Genomic DNA, 15,793 nt, shown 5'->3' with positions numbered 1-15,793 from the left:
AGGCGCACTAACCGTCAGTCCGCCCAGTCGATCCCGAAGCAGTCGGCCAACCCCGCGCGCCCGGCGTCGGTGACGGTCACGGCACGCCCCCGGGGCACCCGCTTGACCCAACCCGCCGACACGAACCGGTCCAACACCCCGCGGCCCAGTCCGCCGGACAGATGATGCCGTTGTTCGGTCCAGTCGATGCAGTAGCGCACCGCCGGCCTTCGGCTGCTCGGCAATTCGATGCCGACGTCGTCGAGGAAGCTGCGCCCGGCGGCGGTGAGTTCGTAGTCGACGTCGTGGCCGGGGCTGCTGAGCGCATCGCGGGTGTGCCGCAGCGGGTCGTAGGTGCCGTCGCCGCCGACGAGCAGTCCGCGATCGAGCAAGCTGCCCATGATCGCCACGCCGAGCCGGCCGGCGAGATGGTCGTAACACGTACGCGCCGAACGCAATCGGGCCGCCCTGGTTCCCTCCCGCAGCGACCGGACCGGCCGGGGCGGCGACAACCTGCTCAGCCGCTCGAGCAGCTCGGCGATCTCGGGACCGGCAAGCCGGTAGTAGCGGTGCCTCCCATGCGTCTGCACGGTGACCAGCCCGGCGGCGGTCAGCTTGCCGAGGTGGCTGCTGGCGGTCGACCGGCTGATTCCGGCCTCGTCGGCCAGCACGCTGGCGGGCAGCGCCCGGCCGTCGTCCAGCGCGAGCAACACCTTGCACCGGGCGGGGTCGGCCAGCAGCCCGGCCACCGCGGCGATGTCGGCGTCGCCGGTGACCGGCAGGTCGGCTACGTCACGCATGGCACACCTCCTCGTCGGTCGTCGCGGGTGCCTCCGGCCTCGCCCATCGGAAGGCCGCCGCGGCACCGATCACCTGAACCAGGCCGCCCGCCACCGTCGCGATGCGAACGCCGTCCGCGCCGCCGACGCTCGCCATGGCACTACCCAACACCGCGACACCGACAGTGATACCCACCAGACGGGCGAGGTTCACCACGCCGGACGCCAGGCCCGCCCGCTGCACCGGAACGGCCGACATCGCCAGGCCGACGGCTGGGCCGGTGGTGAGCGCAAGACCCACGCCGGCCAGCACGAAGGACAGCGCCAGCAGCCACACCTCGGCCTGCGGACCGGCCGCCGCATACAGCGCCATGCCGGCGGCCATCAGGCTCAGTCCGGCAGTCATCGGCAGCCGGGGACCGGTGCGGTGGGCGAGCGCGTTGACGACGGGGATGAGGACCAGGTAAGTCAACGGCATCGGCAGGAACCAGAGCGCCGTCTCCAGGGCGCTGGCACCCCGTTGTTGTTGGAACGCAAAGCTGTTCACCAGCAGCAGCCCGTAGATGCCGAACGTCATCGTGAACGTCGCGATCAGCGCGGCGACGAGTCTGCGGCTGCGGAACAGGTCCAGCGGCAGCATCGGGTGCGCGCCGCGTCGCTGGCTCCAGATGAACGCGGCGACGCCCGCGACCGCGACGACGCCCAGTGCGACCGTCCAGGTGGGCGCCATCGTGCGCGACTCGACGAGGACGATCGTCAGTGCGCCGAGTCCACACATGGCCAGGAGCTGGCCAGGCACGTCGATGCCCGCGGCGTCGGGGTCGCGGGATTCGGGCAGGTAGCGGTAGGTCATCAGCAGTGCGAGGACGCCGACGGGCGCGTTGAGCCAGAAGATGTAGCGCCAGCCGAGGGTGTCGGTCAGCACGCCGCCGAGGATCGGGCCGATCGCGGTGCTCATCGCCGCCGCCATCGCCCACGCCGCCGTCGCCCGGCCGCGTTCGACCGGGTTGGGGAACGCGGCAGCCGTGATGGCCAGGCCCTGCGGCAGCATCAGCGCCGCACCCACGCCCTGGATTGCCCTGGCGGTCAACAGCATTGGCAGTGAGGGAGCGGCAGCACACGCCAGCGAAGCGACCACGAATGTGACCAGGCCGCCGCGCAACACGGTACGTCGGCCGAAGCGGTCGCCGAGCGAGCCCGCGGTGAGCAGCATCGCGGCGAAGGTGACGTTGTAGGCGTCGATGGTCCATTGAGCGCCGGAGATGCCACCGCCGAGGTCGTCACGGACGGCCGGAAGCGCGAGGTTGATCGCGTTGGCGTCGATGAGGCCGACGAACAGGCCGAGGTAGGCCGCGATCAGGGTCAGCGTCGTGTCGAAGGTGAGCCGTTTCGTGTCCATACCCGCACGTTAGGCGCGGATTGATTCGACGCCCGTCGAACCGTCTAGCGGTCGGGCAGTGCGTGTTCGACGATCATGGCGCGCCGGTGCGGTTCGCGTTCGCGGCGCTTGGCGGCCACGTAGACCTGCGCGGTTTCGGTAGCGACGGTGTGCCAGTCGAACGCGGACGTGAGCCGCTCGCGGGCGGCGATGGCGCGGTGTTGAGCGGCCGCCGGATCGTCCAGCACGGCGCGGACCGACGCCGCAAGGGCGGCCACGTCCCTCGGCGGGAACGAGACACCGGTTTCGCCGTCGATGACGGCTTCACCCAGCCCGCCGACGTTGGACGTGACGAGTGGCGCGCCGGTGGCTGCGGCTTCCAGGGCGACGATGCCGAATGGCTCGTAGTGGCTGGGCAGCACGGCGGCGTCGGTGTGGTGTAGCAGCGCGACGAGTTCTTCATGGTCCATCCGGCCTACGAACTCGACGGCCTTGAGCACCTTGTGCTTTCGCGCCTGTTCGACCAGCCAGTCCTGCTGGGTGCCGTCGCCTGCGATGGTCAGCGTGGTGCCGGGGTGGCTGCGCCGGATGCGGGGCAGCGCGGCGATGGCCTCGTGCACGCCCTTCTCGTACTCCAACCGGCCCAGGTACAGCAGCCGCGCCGGGCCGCGGCGGGGCCGACGCTTCGCGAAGGGCCACGACGCCGCGTCGATGCCGTTGCGGATCACGCGCGTCTCGGCGAGGCCGGGCCCGAAGAGCTCGGCGATCTCGTCGCTCATCGACGCCGAACACGTGATGAGCGAATCGGATTCGCGGACCAGCCAGCCCTCGACGGCGTGGACCTGCCTGCTGATGCGGCCGGACACCCAGCCGGAGTGCCTGCCCGCTTCGGTGGCGTGGATGGTGGAAACCAGTGGTACGTCGAAGTATTCGGCCAGCGCGATGGCGGGGTGGGCGACCAGCCAGTCGTGTGCGTGCACGACGTCGGGACGCCAGACCCTGTTACCCCGTCGACTCTTCAGGCCAAGGCCGGCGCGGACCATCGAATGCCCCATGGCAAGGGTCCACGCCATCATGTCGGTGCCGAAGTCGAATTCGTGTGGATCCTGGGCGGCGGCGATCACGCGCACGCCCTCGGCGTCCTCGTCGGTGGACGGGTGGGTGCTCGGATCGGTGCCCGCCGGACGGCGGCTGAGCACCACCACCTCGTGTCCGTCGGCGGCGAGTGCGGTCGCGAGGTGGTGCACGTGTCTGCCCAGTCCGCCGATCACGACCGGCGGGTACTCCCACGACACCATGAGGACCCTCATCGGGGCCCTCTGCTCTTCGCGCAAGCGCTCATCGCGGCAGCCGCCGAGCGTCCAGCGCACCGAACAGCCCGTCGGCACGGTTCCAGCCTGCGGCAAGACGTTCGGCGTGATCGCGTCGGCCGGCGGCCAGCGTGCCTGCGATCTCGCGGGTGGCGTGGGCGTGCAGATGCGCCCGGTACCGCGCGTAGTCGGCCGCGGTGTCCTTGCTCACCATGAACGGCCAGTCGCTCGACACGGTCAGCAGGGCCTCGCGCAGAATCTGGTCGGCCACCGTGTCGCGCGGCGTCGGCGCACCGACCGAGGCGTGCTGCGTCAGGGCCTTGTCGACCGTCGTCAGAGCCGTGTCGACCACCTCGGCGTTGAGGGCCACCAGGTCGGCGACCGCCTCACCCGACCACACCTGCCAGTCCTTGCCCGAACCCCAAGAGCTGGGCGGCAATTCGACCGACGAGCCGACGAAGCCGCCGGCGACCGCGTCGGACAGCGTGCCCACCCGCACGCCCGCCTCGGGCAGGGCGCGCAGCACCCGCTCCAGCCACACCGGGCCCTCGTACCACCAGTGCCCGAAGAGTTCGGTGTCGAACGCCGCGATCACGTGCGCGGGTCTGCCGATGCGCGCCGACTCGGACACCAGCCGCCTGCGCACCATCTCGACGAAGTCGGCGACGTGCCCGTCGATGGTGTGGTCGGCGCGTTCCGGGTCGTACGGCGCCTTGTCCTGCGACGGCACCCCTCGGCCGGTGACCCGTGCCGGCTTGAGGCCGGTGAGGTGGTCGTAGGTGTGGAAGTCGCGGTAGGCGGCGTGCCCCGGATAGCCCGACTTGGGGGACCAGACCCGGTAGCTCACCTGCAGGTCGCGGCCGAAGGCGATCACGTCCGAGTCCGCGACCGGACGGCCCAGCGCGGTGTCGCCGTGCAGCGACGGCCCGTCGACCATGAAGTGCGTCACGCCGGCGGCCGCGTAGTCGGTCTCCATGCCAGGCGCGTACGCGCACTCGGGGGCCCAGATGCCGGTGGGGGCGTGGGCGAAGCGTTGATGCGCGTCGGCGAGGCCTTCGCGCAGCGCGAACTCCCGCAACCGTGGGTTGAGCAGTGGCTGGAAGGGGTGGGCCAGTGGGCCGCCGAGTAATTCGATGGTCTCGGCGTCGATCAGTTGACGCAGCAGTGGGCTGCCGCCGTGCCGCCACGCGCCGGCGAAGTCGTCGAGCGCCCGACCTGCCTCCTGGTGTTCGCGAATGCCAAAGGCGCGCAATGCCTCTGGCGCGTTGTAGGCCGAGCCGTCGCCGGCGACGTGCGTGGTGGCGGCCTCCCGTGCTCGCAGCTGCCAGTTCGCCAGCCAGTGATGCATGCCGGTCAGGCAGTACGGATCGTCGAGTTGCGCGGTGACCACCGGCGTCATGCCGAGGGTGACGAGGTGGCTGCGGTCCTCGGCGGCCAGTGTCCGCAGCACCCGCATCAGCGGCAGGTAGGCCGCCGCCCAGGACTGGTAGAGCCATTCCTCGCCCACCGGCCAGCGGCCGTGGTGGGCCAGCCAGGGCAGGTGGGTGTGCAGGACCAGGGTGAAGAGTCCCGGCGCCGCGTCCCCGGTGTCAGTCACATCGCACCGCGATCGCGACCAGGTCGAGGCTCAGGTCGATGTCACGGTCGTTGGCATCGAGGAGGTCGAAGTCGTCGATGCCGATCGATGCGACGTCGGCCAGCAGGTCGTCGGGCCACGGCGCGTCGGCCAGCGCACGGTCGATCTGCGCGTCGATGATCGACCCGCCGTGGCGGGCGTCCAGCTCGGCCAGCCGGGGGCCGTGAAAGACCCCAAGCATGGCCTGCACCGCGAACCCGTTCTCGGTGAGCAGGTCGGTGAGTTCGGCGGCGTTGAGTTCGCGGGTGTGGAACGGGTTGATCGGGGTGTCGCGGCCGGGTGAGAACGTGATGCGGTTGGGGGTGGACATCAGCAACGTTCCCGACGGACGCAGCACCCGATGGCACTCTGCGACGAACTGCCCTTGATCCCACAGGTGTTCGATGACCTGGAAGTTGACCACGACGTCGAACTCGCCATCGGACAATGGCAGGTCGGCGAGGTTGCCCTGCCGCATGTCCACCCTCGGGTAGCGCGCCCGGACGTGCGCGACGGCCGAGTCGTCGTAGTCGAGCCCCACCACCCGTCGTGCGACGCCTGCGATGAGGTCGGCGCCGTAGCCCTCACCGGACCCGGCTTCGAGCACGTCGCGGCCCGCGCACCGGTCGGCCAGACGCTGGTAGACGACCTCGTGGCGGCGGAACCAGTAGTTCTCTTCGGCCAGGCCGGGGACCGTGCGTTCCCCGGTCAGGGGCATGACGGCGTCGGCTGACGGCTCGGGTGGGGACGATGCGCTCATTGGAAGGCAGGCTAACCCGTGATGGATCGTTCGCGAATGGTTCGTCCAACTAAGGGGAGGCCGAGAGGCAAACTTCGGCAAGCTATGGTGTTCGTGCGCAGCGTCTAAAGTTACTGACGGGTAACATGAAGGTTGTTGCATCATTCGTGGTAATGCAGGCCGACTGCGGCCTCATCGAGGAGGACGAAGCAGACTCATGACGAACATCGTGGTCCTGATCAAACAGGTCCCTGACACCTGGTCAGAGCGCAAGCTGACCGACGGCGACTACACCCTCGACCGGGAGGCCGCAGACGCCGTCCTCGACGAGATCAACGAGCGCGCCGTAGAGGAAGCGCTGCTGATCAAGGAGAAGGAAGGCGGCGAGGGCACCGTCACCCTGCTGACCGCAGGCCCCGCGCGCGCCACCGAGGCGATCCGCAAGGCCCTGTCGATGGGTGCCGACAAGGCAGTGCACCTGCTCGACGACGGCATGCACGGCTCGGACATCGTGCAGACCGGCTGGGCGCTGGCCCGTGCGCTCGGCACCATCGAGGGCACCGAGCTGGTCATCGCGGGCAACGAGGCCACCGACGGCGTCGGCGGCGCAGTCCCGGCGATCATCGCCGAATACCTCGGCCTGCCCCAGCTGACGCACCTGCGCAAGGTGACCGTCGAGGGCGGCAAGGTCACCGGTGAGCGCGAGACCGATGACGGCGTGTTCACCCTCGAGGCGAACCTGCCCGCCGTGGTCTCGGTGAACGAGAAGATCAACGAACCCCGCTTCCCCTCCTTCAAGGGCATCATGGCCGCGAAGAAGAAGGAAGTGACGACTCTGACGCTCGCCGAGATCGGCGTCGAGTCCGACGAGGTCGGCGTCGAGAACGCCGGCTCCAAGGTGCTGGCGTCCACGCCGAAGCCGCCCAAGACCGCGGGCGAGAAGATCACCGACGAGGGTGAGGGCGGCGCCAAGATCGCCGAGTACCTCGTCGCTCAAAAGATCATCTAGTTTCCCGACACCCAAACACTTCTCAAGAGATCAAGAGGCTGAGTAACTCATGGCTGAAGTACTGGTGCTCGCTGAGCACGCAGATGGGGCGCTGAAAAAGGTCAGCGCCGAACTGATCACCGCCGCCCGAGTGCTGGGCGAGCCGTCCGCCGTCGTGGTCGGTGCCCCGGGCACTGCCGCGCCGCTGGTCGACGGGCTGAAGGAGGCCGGCGCCGCGAAGATCTACGTCGCCGAGTCGGACGACGCCCCGAACTACCTGATCACCCCGGTCGTCGACGTTCTGGCGTCGCTGGTCGAGACCGCCGCCCCGGCGGCCGTCGTGCTGGCCGCCAACGCGGACGGCAAGGAGATCGCGGGCCGGCTCGCTGCCCGCCTCGGCTCCGGCGTGCTGGTCGACGTGGTCGAGGTCAAGGAAGGCGCCGTCGGCGTGCACTCGATCTTCGGTGGCGCGTTCACCGTCGAGGCGCAGGCCGCCGGTGACACCCCCGTGATCACGGTCCGTCCGGGCGCCGTCGAGGCAGAGCCTGCGGCTGGCGCAGGCGAGGTCGTCAACGTGGAGGTGCCCGCCGCCGCCGAGAATGCGACCAAGATCACGTCCCGCGAACCGGCCGTCGCCGGCGACCGTCCCGAACTCACCGAGGCCACGGTCGTGGTGTCCGGTGGTCGCGGTGTCGGCAGCGCCGAGAACTTCAAGGTCGTCGAGGAGCTGGCGGATTCGCTGAACGCGGCCGTCGGCGCCTCGCGTGCCGCCGTCGACTCGGGTTACTACCCGGGTCAGTTCCAGGTCGGCCAGACCGGCAAGACCGTGTCGCCGCAGCTGTACATCGCGTTGGGCATCTCCGGCGCCATCCAGCACCGGGCCGGTATGCAGACCTCGAAGACGATCATCGCGGTGAACAAGGACGAGGAGGCGCCGATCTTCGAGATCGCCGACCTCGGCGTCGTCGGCGACCTGTTCAAGGTCACCCCGCAGCTCACCGAGAAGGTCCAGGCCCGCAAGGGTTAATTCCCTCTGCGCGACGCTAAGGCCCCCATTTCCGCCGTGAAATGGGGGCTTTTGCGTTCTCGCCCAAGGGGACCACGCAGACTACGGACTTTCAAGGGCTCGGTCAGGGGGCCGAAAGCGTCACAGTAGACGCATGAAGATCACAGTTATCGGAGCCACCGGGCTCATCGGTTCGGCAGTGGTAGACCAGCTCGTGCGCGACGGCCACGAGGTGGTCGGGGCATCGTTGTCGTCGGGGGCCAACGTCCTCACCGGCGAAGGACTCACCGAAGCGGTCGCGGGCGCGCAGGTGCTCGTCGACGTCGTCAACTCACCGTCGTTCGAGGACGGCCCGGTGATGGACTTCTTCACCGCGTCGTCGAAGAATCTGGTCGCGGCGGCGCAGGCTGCCGGTGTCGGCCACTACGTCGCCCTGTCCATCGTGAACGCCGACGGGCTGCCCGAGAGCGGCTACATGCGCGCGAAGGTGGTGCAGGAGCGCACGATCGTCGAATCCGGGCTGCCGTACACCATCGTGCGGGCGACGCAGTTCCACCAATTCGCCGAGGCGATCACGGGATCCCTCGTGGTGGACGGTGAAGTCCGCGTGCCGGATGGTCGCATCCAGCTCATCGCCGGCGCGGACGTCGCCGCGCAGGTGGTTCGCACGGCCGAGGCCGAGCCCGCCAACGGCATCGTCGAGATCGGCGGCCCGGAGAAGTTGTCGTTCGCCGAAATGGCGAAGGCCGTGCTCGACCATCAGGGCGACCGCAAGCCCGTCGTAATCGACCCGCAAGCCACCTACTTCGGTACGCACGTCGACGACTCCAGCCTCGTCACCGGTGACGGCGCGGTGCTCGGCACGGTCCGCTTCGCCGACTGGCTCGCTGGCCGGTAGCGCGGTCGAGCACCCCGACCCTGAGGAGGAGACCCATGTTCGACACCGCTGACCTGATGAAGGCCATCACCACGATTCAGACCGTCACACCGCCGTTCATCCCCGCGGATGCCGAGGTGATGACCTCGATCATCGAATGGCCGCCGGGAAGCGCGGGCGCTCCGCCGCACCGCCACCCCGGTGGGCCGTCGTTCGGCTACGTGCTGGAAGGCGAGATGCTCTTCGAGCTGGAAGGTGAAGCGCCGCGGGTGCTCAAGGCAGGCGAGGCGTTCTGGGAGCCGGGCGGTGACATCATCCACTACTCGGATGCCAACAACCGCTCCGACGTCGCATTGCGCTTCCTCGTCACGATGGTCTGTGCACCCGGTGTCCCGATGCTCGTCGTGGTCGACGAGGACGAACTCGAGCAGCGCCGGGATCGGCGCATACCACGACGATGACCGCCTTGGACGACGTCGTGAGGGAACGCCGGTCGACACGGATGTTCCTGCGCGACAAGCCAGTACCGCGCGAACTGCTCGACGAGGCACTCGCCCTTGCCATGCGAGCACCGTCGAATACGAACCTGCAGCCGTGGCGGCTGTTCCTCGCGACCGGACCGCGGCGGGACCGGCTCGTCGACGCGCTGCTGGACCGGGCGGCCCTCGGCTTCCCGGAGACGGTGGGCCTGCCGGAGGAATTCGCCCCGATGCGCCAAGAAATGGGTGCCCTGGTGTACGGGGCCATGGGAATTGCGCGTGACGACAAGGAGAGCCGGCGGATCGCCCGGCTGCGCAACTGGGAGTTCTTCCGCGCACCCGTGGCGGGAGTGGTGTGCATGCCGCGCGCGCTGGGTCCGGTCGACAGCGTGGGCGTCGGCATGTTCCTGCAGACTCTGTTGCTGGCGCTCACCGAACGTGGCATCGGCTCTTGCGTTCAGGCGTCGATCGCCCACTTCCCGGAGGTGCTGCGCGAACAGCTCGACATACCGGACGAACTGACGATCCTGTGCGGACTGTCGATCGGCTACGCGGACCCCGCCTTCCCGGCGAACGATCTGTCCGTGCCGCGGAACCCCGTCGAGAAGAACGTGGTGTTCCTCGATCACTGAGCGTTCCGTCTTGGACGTAGGGTTGCGGCGTGGACCTGCTTCTCGGCATCGACATGGGCACCGGGAGCACGAAGGGCGTCCTCGTGGACACCGCGGGCACGGTCATCGCCTCGGCGACACGGGCCCATGCGATGGACTTGCCGCGGCCGGGCTGGGCCGAGGTGGACGCCGAGGCGCTGTGGTGGCGCGAGGTGTGCGAGCTCGGCAACCAGTTGACGCGCGAGATGCCGCCGGGCGCACGCATTGCCGCCATGTGCGTGAGCGGCGTCGGGCCATGCCTGGTGCTCTGCGACGACGCGCTGACACCGTTGCGGCCGGCGATCCTGTACGGCGTCGACACCCGCGCGAGCGTCGAGATCGACTTGCTGACTGCCGAATTCGGCGCCGACGCCATCCTGGAACGTGCCGGCACGCTGCTGTCCAGCCAGGCCGTCGGGCCGAAGCTGGAATGGGTGCGGCGCCACGAACCCAGGGTGTTCGAGCAGGCGACCGGCTGGTACGGGTCGAACTCCTACATCACGGCGAAGCTGACCGGCGAGTACGTGCTCGATCACCACACCGCCAGCCAGTGCGATCCGTTGTACGTCACGCGCGAATTCGACTGGAACCACGAGTGGGCGAAGCGGATCTGCGGGCACCTGCCGCTGCCTCGGCTGGTCTGGCCGAGCGACGTCGTCGGCACCGTTCACGCCGAAGCTTCGGCCGCGACCGGCATCCCGAAGGGCACGCCGGTGGTGGCGGGCACGGTCGATGCGTACGCCGAGGCGTTCTCGGCTGGCGTCCGCAATCCCGGTGACCAGATGCTGATGTACGGCTCGACGATGTTCCTGGTTCAGGTCATCGACTCCTACCACAGTGACCCCGCGTTGTGGACGACGGCGGGCGTCGCCCACGGTTCACTGGCATTGGCCGCGGGCACGTCGACCGCGGGCAGCATGATCAATTGGCTGCAGAAGGTCACGGGCGGCGCGGCATTCGACGTGCTGATGGCCGAGGCGGCGGCGGTTCCTCCTGGAAGCGAAGGACTGATGGTCCTGCCGTATCTGGCGGGGGAGCGGACCCCCGTGTTCGATCCGCAGGCCAGGGGGTTGTTCGCCGGGCTCACCCTGCGGCACGGCCGCGGTCATCTGTTCCGCGCGGCGTACGAGGGCATCGGTTTCGGCATCAGGCAGATCTTGGAGATGTTCGACGACGCGCACACCGGCCTGCGTACCGTCGCGGTCGGCGGCGGACTGCAGAGCCCGGTCTGGGCGCAAGCGGTCAGCGACATCACGGGCCGTCCGCAGCTGGTTCCCGAGCAGGCCATCGGCGCTAGTTACGGCGGCGCTCTGATGGCGGCGATCGGTGCGGAATTGGTTGCACCGGAAACGGATTGGGCCAAGATCGACAGGGAGATCACGCCGGACCCGGCCAATCACGCGCTGTACGACGAGCTGTATGGCGTCTGGCGGGAGCTGTATCCGGCGACCAGGGGAGCAGTCCACGCGCTCGGCGCGATCGGTGGGCGGGACGCTCAGCCCATCGTGTAGCCGCCGTCGACGGCGATGTCGACACCAGAGACCATGCTGGCCGCATCCGACGCCAGCCACAGCACGGCTTCGGACACCTCGCGCGGTACGGCGAAGCGGCCCAACGGTATCCGCGCCAGCATCGGTGCGGCCTTGGCTTCCTCGCCCCACACCCGCTGACCCATCTCGGTGAGAACCACGGTGGGGCACACCGAGTTGGCCCGGATGCCGTGCGGGCCCAGTTCTCTGGCGAGGACCTTCGTCGCCATCACCAGTCCCGCCTTGGACGCGCAGTAGGCGTAGTGGTCGGGCAGTGGCGCCAGCGCGGCCGCCGATGCCACGGTCACGATCGACCCTCCGGTGCCCTGCGCCACCATCACCCTGCCCACTGCGGCGGCCAGCAGCGCGGGGGCCCGCAGGTTGACTGCCATGGTGGCGTCGAACATCTCGGGATCGGTTTCGGTGACCGGCTGGGGATGCGAGATGCCGGCATTGTTGACTAGGATGTCCAGCCCGCCGAACGCCGTGGTGGCCAGTTCTGCCAGTCGCGCTGGTCCGTCGCCGAGCGCCAGATCGACTGCGGCGGTACCGATCTTGACTCCGAACTCGTCGGTCAACGCGCGGGCGCCGCGTTCCAGCTCCGCCTCGTCGCGGCCGCTGAGTACCAGGGTGGCGCCGGCCGCGGCGAAGGCGCGGGCGATGTCGGCGCCGATTCCCTTGGTGGCGCCCGTGATGAGGGCCCGCTTACCGTCGAGGCGAATGGTGCCGGGGCGCTGCGGTTCTGCCATGGTGGTCACGTCGTCACACCTGTTCGTCGATGGCCGGACTGGCCAGGATGGCGGTGGCCGTCACCGGGTCGGTGACGAGGTGGTTGAAGTACCCGCCGCGGGCGCCGCCGATGATCGAGTCGACCTTCTCCTTGCCGACCGCAACGGCGATGGTCACCGGAATGTGCCGCAGGGCATCGAGTTCGACGGCGATCAGGCGCTCCCCGCCGTCGAACTCGATGGGTTGCCCGTCGCGGTCGTAGAACCGCGAGCACACGTCCCCGACCGCAGCGCGCAGCGACGTCGAGCCGGTCGGCACGAACTGCGGAATGTCGGACCGGATCAGCGGCGGGGCGCCGACGCCCATCAGCGCGCACCGCGCGTGCGGCCAAAGATGGAGTACCCGTTGGATGCTCGGGTCGTTGAGGAGAGACTGGTACAACTCTTCGCCGGGCAGCGCGGGTGCGAAGAGATAACTCGCCCGCCCACCAACGCGATTGGCGACCAGCCGTGTGATCTCGTTGGTCTGATACCACTCTTCGGGCTGGTCGTTGCCGCCGACGGTCGGTGCGATCACCACGCCGGGGAGTGCGGTCAGGTCGAACTGCGCGACTTCGTACACGGTGCGTCCCGACGACACCAGCAGCACGTCGCCGGGCAACAGGCCCGCTTCGCTCAGCGCGCGGCCGACCGCAGGCGCCAGCGCGCGGCCCATCACGTCGACGACGCTGCGGCCCGCGCTGGGAGTCGGAAGCGGGGGACTGAGGTACACCGACGTCAGACCGAGTGCGCGGGCGAGACGGTCGGCGAGGTCACCGGGTCGCGCTTCGGCGGGCGGCACCACCTCGATGCGCACGATGCCCTGCCGCTTGGCTTCGGACAGCAGCCGGCTCACGGTGGCGCGGCTGGTGCCGAGTCGCTCGGCGACCTCGGCCTGCGTGGCGTCGTCTTCGTAGTACAGCCGCGCCGCGCTGTACAGCAGTGATGCGGGAAAGTGACTGCCTTCGCCGTCTGGTGGGGCCGCGTCGCCCACCGGGGTCGTCGGCGTGCGCGGGGCCGGGCGGGGCATGGGGAAAGTATGTCATTGCACATGTGTTCTGGAAAGAATTTTCCTGAACATTCGTTCTGGACAAATGTGCACGGGCTCGATAGTGTGACCGCAGCCACATGCGAAGGAGCTGCCGATGACCGACCAAATCCCCGAGAAGATGCAGGCGGTCGTGTGCCACGGACCGCACGACTACCGGTTGGAAGAGGTCGCAGTCCCGCAGCGCGGACCCGGCGAGGCACTGATTCGCGTGGAGGCCGTCGGCATCTGCGCCAGCGACCTGAAGTGCTATCACGGCGCCGCCAAGTTCTGGGGTGACGAGAACCGTCCGGCCTGGGCCGAGACGATGGTGATCCCCGGCCACGAATTCACCGGCCGCGTAGTCGAACTCGACGACGAGGCCGCGAACAGGTGGGGCATCGCCGTCGGTGACCGCGTGGTGTCCGAACAGATCGTGCCGTGCTGGGAGTGCCGCTACTGCAAGCGTGGCCAGTACCACATGTGTCAGCCGCACGACCTATACGGCTTCAAGCGACGCACCCCCGGCGCCATGGCGAGCTACATGGTGTACCCCGCGGAGGCGTTGGTGCACAAGGTATCCGGCGACATCCCGCCGCAGCACGCCGCGTTCGCCGAGCCCCTGTCCTGCTCGCTGCATGCCGTCGAGCGCGCCCAGATCACGTTCGAGGACACCGTCGTGGTCGCCGGCTGCGGGCCGATCGGACTAGGCATGGTCGCCGGCGCGCGGGCCAAGAACCCGATGCACGTCATCGCGCTCGACATGGCGCCGGAGAAGCTGGAACTCGCCAAGGCCTGCGGTGCCGACATCACCATCAACATCGCCGAGCAGGACGTGGTCGAGGTGATCAAGGGCCTGACCGACGGATACGGCGCCGACGTCTACCTCGAGGGCACCGGCCACACCTCCGCCGTACCGCAGGGGCTCAACTTGCTGCGCAAGCTCGGCCGCTACGTGGAGTACGGCGTCTTCGGCAGCGACGTCTCCGTCGACTGGAGCATCATCAGCGACGACAAGGAACTCGACGTCCTCGGCGCACACCTCGGCCCGTACTGCTGGCCCGCCGCGATCCGGATGATCGAGTCCGGCGTGCTGCCGATGAACGAAATCTGCACTCACCAATTGCCACTGCACGACTTCCAGAAGGGACTGGACCTCGTCGCCAGCGGCAAGGAGTCGGTGAAGGTCTCCCTGATTCCGGCTTGATTCCTCCCGACCGAAGGACTATCTCAGATGAGTCGTAACCGAGTTGGATTCCAGGGCCCGCAGATGTCGCGGCGGAACATGTTGGCGGCGTTGGGAGTTGCCGGTGCGGCCGCCGCCAGCCTGCCCGTGCTGAGCGCCTGCGGCGTCGGCGGCAAGGCCAGCGCTCCGAACGGTGCCGCAGAGGTCAGCGGCGGATTCGACTGGAAGAAGGCATCCGGGTCCACCATCAACATCCTGCAGACGCCGCACCCGTACCAGCTGTCCTACCAGCCGCTGCTTGCCGAGTTCACCGAACTCACCGGCATCACCGTCAACGTCGACCTGGTACCAGAGGCCGACTACTTCACCAAGCTGAACACCGAGCTGGCAGGCGGATCCGGAAAGCACGACGCGTTCATGCTCGGCGCCTACTTCATCTGGCAGTACGGGCCGCCGGGCTGGATCGAGGACCTCAACCCGTGGCTGCAGAACTCCGCCGCCACCAACGCCGAGTACGACTTCGACGACATCTTCGAGGGTTTGCGCACGTCCACCCGGTGGGACTTCACGCCCGGCACGCCGTTGGGCACCGGTGGCCAGTGGGCCATCCCGTGGGGTTTCGAGAACAACGTGGTCGCGTACAACAAGGCGTACTTCGACCAGCGCGGCATCACCAAGCTGCCGGACAACTTCGACGACTTCATCCAGCTCGCGGTCGATCTCACCGACCGGTCGCAGAACCGCTACGGCATCGCCACCCGCGGGTCCAAGTCGTGGGCCACGATCCACCCCGGTTTCATGACGCAGTACTCCCGGGCCGGAGCCGTCGACTACACGTTCAACGGCTCCGAGATGATCGCCGAGATGGACAGCGACGAGGCCATCGACTTCACCAAGAAGTGGATCGAGATGCAGCACCAGGCCGGGCCGACGTCGTGGACCACCTACGACTACCCCAATGCCACAGGCGATCTGGGCGACGGCAAGGCGATGATGGTGTTCGATGCCGACAGCGCCACCTATCCGAAGAACAAGTCCGGCGCCAGCAAGGAAGCCGGAAACCTGGGTTGGTACGCCGGGCCTGCCGGGCCGGACGGGAACTACAAGACGAACCTGTGGACCTGGAGCTGGGCGATGAGTGCCAACTCCCGCAACAAGCTGCCGGCCTGGCTGTTCATCCAGTGGGCGACCGGCAAGGAGTCGATGAACAAGGCCGTCGAGGGCGGCACCTACGCCGATCCGGTGCGAAAGTCCGTCTTCGACACCACCTTCAAGCGGGTGGCCGCCGAGCAGTTCGGCTATCTGGAGGCCTTCGAGACGGTGATCGGATCGTCGAAGATCCAGTTCACCCCGCAGAAGAAGTTCTTCGACACCACGCAGAACTGGGCGGTGGCCCTGCAGGACATCTACGGCGGAGACGATGCTGCGTCGCGACTACGCAGCCTCGCCAAGACCAATACCTCCAAGGTCAACCTCTAGGGAGT

General features: G+C 68.5%; 15 protein-coding genes. 8 read left to right on the top strand and 7 right to left on the bottom strand.

Annotation, left to right across the window (positions count from 1 at the left end; genetic code table 11):
* Positions 1-14: 14 nt before the first annotated feature.
* The 5 genes from N536_RS0118820 to N536_RS0118800 are packed head-to-tail and all read right to left on the bottom strand — an operon-like array spanning position 15 to position 5,821.
* Entirely contained in the window at positions 15-779 is a 765-nt protein-coding gene (locus N536_RS0118820) for a helix-turn-helix transcriptional regulator (protein WP_029115027.1), read from the bottom strand.
* Positions 772-2,157, bottom strand: coding sequence for an MFS transporter (locus N536_RS0118815; protein ID WP_029115026.1), 1,386 nt, complete (start codon positions 2,155-2,157; stop codon positions 772-774). Before N536_RS0118815 ends, N536_RS0118820 begins: the two co-directional genes overlap by 8 nt.
* A gap of 44 nt (positions 2,158-2,201) precedes the next feature.
* Positions 2,202-3,446, bottom strand: coding sequence for a glycosyltransferase family 4 protein (locus N536_RS0118810; protein WP_029115025.1), 1,245 nt, complete (start codon positions 3,444-3,446; stop codon positions 2,202-2,204).
* Between the two features lie 28 nt (positions 3,447-3,474).
* The gene (locus tag N536_RS0118805) at positions 3,475-5,043 is read right to left on the bottom strand and encodes a glycoside hydrolase family 57 protein (protein WP_029115024.1); all 1,569 of its coding nucleotides are present in this window, start codon (positions 5,041-5,043) and stop codon (positions 3,475-3,477) included.
* Positions 5,036-5,821, bottom strand: coding sequence for a bifunctional 2-polyprenyl-6-hydroxyphenol methylase/3-demethylubiquinol 3-O-methyltransferase UbiG (locus tag N536_RS0118800; RefSeq protein WP_029115023.1), 786 nt, complete (start codon positions 5,819-5,821; stop codon positions 5,036-5,038). The genes N536_RS0118805 and N536_RS0118800 overlap by 8 nt, the downstream gene beginning before the upstream one ends.
* Before the next feature lie 196 nt (positions 5,822-6,017).
* On the opposite strand from N536_RS0118800, the gene N536_RS0118795 reads away from it, so the two are divergent.
* The 6 genes from N536_RS0118795 (at position 6,018) to N536_RS0118770 (ending at position 11,311) form a co-directional block, all read left to right on the top strand.
* The gene (locus N536_RS0118795) at positions 6,018-6,809 is read left to right on the top strand and encodes an electron transfer flavoprotein subunit beta/FixA family protein (protein ID WP_029115022.1); all 792 of its coding nucleotides are present in this window, start codon (positions 6,018-6,020) and stop codon (positions 6,807-6,809) included.
* A 49-nt stretch (positions 6,810-6,858) separates the two neighbouring features.
* Positions 6,859-7,815, top strand: coding sequence for an electron transfer flavoprotein subunit alpha/FixB family protein (locus N536_RS0118790; RefSeq protein WP_029115021.1), 957 nt, complete (start codon positions 6,859-6,861; stop codon positions 7,813-7,815).
* Between the two features lie 133 nt (positions 7,816-7,948).
* Positions 7,949-8,692, top strand: coding sequence for an SDR family oxidoreductase (locus N536_RS0118785; RefSeq protein ID WP_029115020.1), 744 nt, complete (start codon positions 7,949-7,951; stop codon positions 8,690-8,692).
* A 35-nt stretch (positions 8,693-8,727) separates the two neighbouring features.
* Complete coding sequence (locus tag N536_RS0118780) at positions 8,728-9,132, top strand: cupin domain-containing protein (protein ID WP_029115019.1); 405 nt, start codon at positions 8,728-8,730, stop codon at positions 9,130-9,132.
* The gene (locus N536_RS0118775) at positions 9,129-9,782 is read left to right on the top strand and encodes a nitroreductase (RefSeq protein WP_029115018.1); all 654 of its coding nucleotides are present in this window, start codon (positions 9,129-9,131) and stop codon (positions 9,780-9,782) included. The genes N536_RS0118780 and N536_RS0118775 overlap by 4 nt, the downstream gene beginning before the upstream one ends.
* Positions 9,783-9,811: 29 nt before the next feature.
* A complete protein-coding gene (locus N536_RS0118770; protein WP_029115017.1) occupies positions 9,812-11,311 on the top strand; it encodes an FGGY-family carbohydrate kinase in 1,500 nt (499 codons plus the stop codon).
* Here N536_RS0118770 and N536_RS0118765 read toward each other — a convergent pair.
* Both N536_RS0118765 and N536_RS0118760 read right to left on the bottom strand, forming a co-directional pair.
* On the bottom strand, positions 11,296-12,078 hold the full coding sequence (locus tag N536_RS0118765) for an SDR family NAD(P)-dependent oxidoreductase (protein WP_029115016.1): 783 nt from the start codon (positions 12,076-12,078) through the stop codon (positions 11,296-11,298). The genes N536_RS0118770 and N536_RS0118765 overlap by 16 nt on opposite strands.
* Positions 12,079-12,091: 13 nt before the next feature.
* Complete coding sequence (locus tag N536_RS0118760) at positions 12,092-13,126, bottom strand: sugar-binding transcriptional regulator (RefSeq protein ID WP_029115015.1); 1,035 nt, start codon at positions 13,124-13,126, stop codon at positions 12,092-12,094.
* A gap of 115 nt (positions 13,127-13,241) precedes the next feature.
* On the opposite strand from N536_RS0118760, the gene eltD reads away from it, so the two are divergent.
* Positions 13,242-14,330 (top strand): erythritol/L-threitol dehyrogenase, encoded by a 1,089-nt coding sequence (gene eltD, locus N536_RS0118755; RefSeq protein WP_029115014.1) that lies wholly within the window; start codon positions 13,242-13,244, stop codon positions 14,328-14,330.
* 78 nt (positions 14,331-14,408) lie between these two features.
* Positions 14,409-15,788 carry an extracellular solute-binding protein gene (locus N536_RS0118750; RefSeq protein WP_369798448.1) on the top strand — a complete coding sequence of 460 codons (1,380 nt, stop codon included), beginning with the start codon at positions 14,409-14,411 and terminating at the stop codon, positions 15,786-15,788.
* Positions 15,789-15,793: the final 5 nt, after the last annotated feature.

Source organism: Mycobacterium sp. URHB0044 (assembly GCF_000620625.1).
Taxonomy (GTDB): Bacteria; Actinomycetota; Actinomycetes; order Mycobacteriales; family Mycobacteriaceae; genus Mycobacterium.
This window is presented reverse-complemented; position numbering and strand designations above follow the sequence as displayed.

Coding starts and splice junctions, on each gene's coding strand:
- eltD (WP_029115014.1), top strand. CDS start 13,242: ATGACCGACCAAATCCCCGAGAAGATGCAGGCGGTCGTGTGCCACGGA.
- N536_RS0118815 (WP_029115026.1), bottom strand. CDS start 2,157: ATGGACACGAAACGGCTCACCTTCGACACGACGCTGACCCTGATCGCG.
- N536_RS0118785 (WP_029115020.1), top strand. CDS start 7,949: ATGAAGATCACAGTTATCGGAGCCACCGGGCTCATCGGTTCGGCAGTG.
- N536_RS0118775 (WP_029115018.1), top strand. CDS start 9,129: ATGACCGCCTTGGACGACGTCGTGAGGGAACGCCGGTCGACACGGATG.
- N536_RS0118790 (WP_029115021.1), top strand. CDS start 6,859: ATGGCTGAAGTACTGGTGCTCGCTGAGCACGCAGATGGGGCGCTGAAA.
- N536_RS0118810 (WP_029115025.1), bottom strand. CDS start 3,446: ATGAGGGTCCTCATGGTGTCGTGGGAGTACCCGCCGGTCGTGATCGGC.
- N536_RS0118765 (WP_029115016.1), bottom strand. CDS start 12,078: ATGGCAGAACCGCAGCGCCCCGGCACCATTCGCCTCGACGGTAAGCGG.
- N536_RS0118750 (WP_369798448.1), top strand. CDS start 14,409: ATGTTGGCGGCGTTGGGAGTTGCCGGTGCGGCCGCCGCCAGCCTGCCC.
- N536_RS0118780 (WP_029115019.1), top strand. CDS start 8,728: ATGTTCGACACCGCTGACCTGATGAAGGCCATCACCACGATTCAGACC.
- N536_RS0118800 (WP_029115023.1), bottom strand. CDS start 5,821: ATGAGCGCATCGTCCCCACCCGAGCCGTCAGCCGACGCCGTCATGCCC.
- N536_RS0118795 (WP_029115022.1), top strand. CDS start 6,018: ATGACGAACATCGTGGTCCTGATCAAACAGGTCCCTGACACCTGGTCA.
- N536_RS0118760 (WP_029115015.1), bottom strand. CDS start 13,126: ATGCCCCGCCCGGCCCCGCGCACGCCGACGACCCCGGTGGGCGACGCG.
- N536_RS0118820 (WP_029115027.1), bottom strand. CDS start 779: ATGCGTGACGTAGCCGACCTGCCGGTCACCGGCGACGCCGACATCGCC.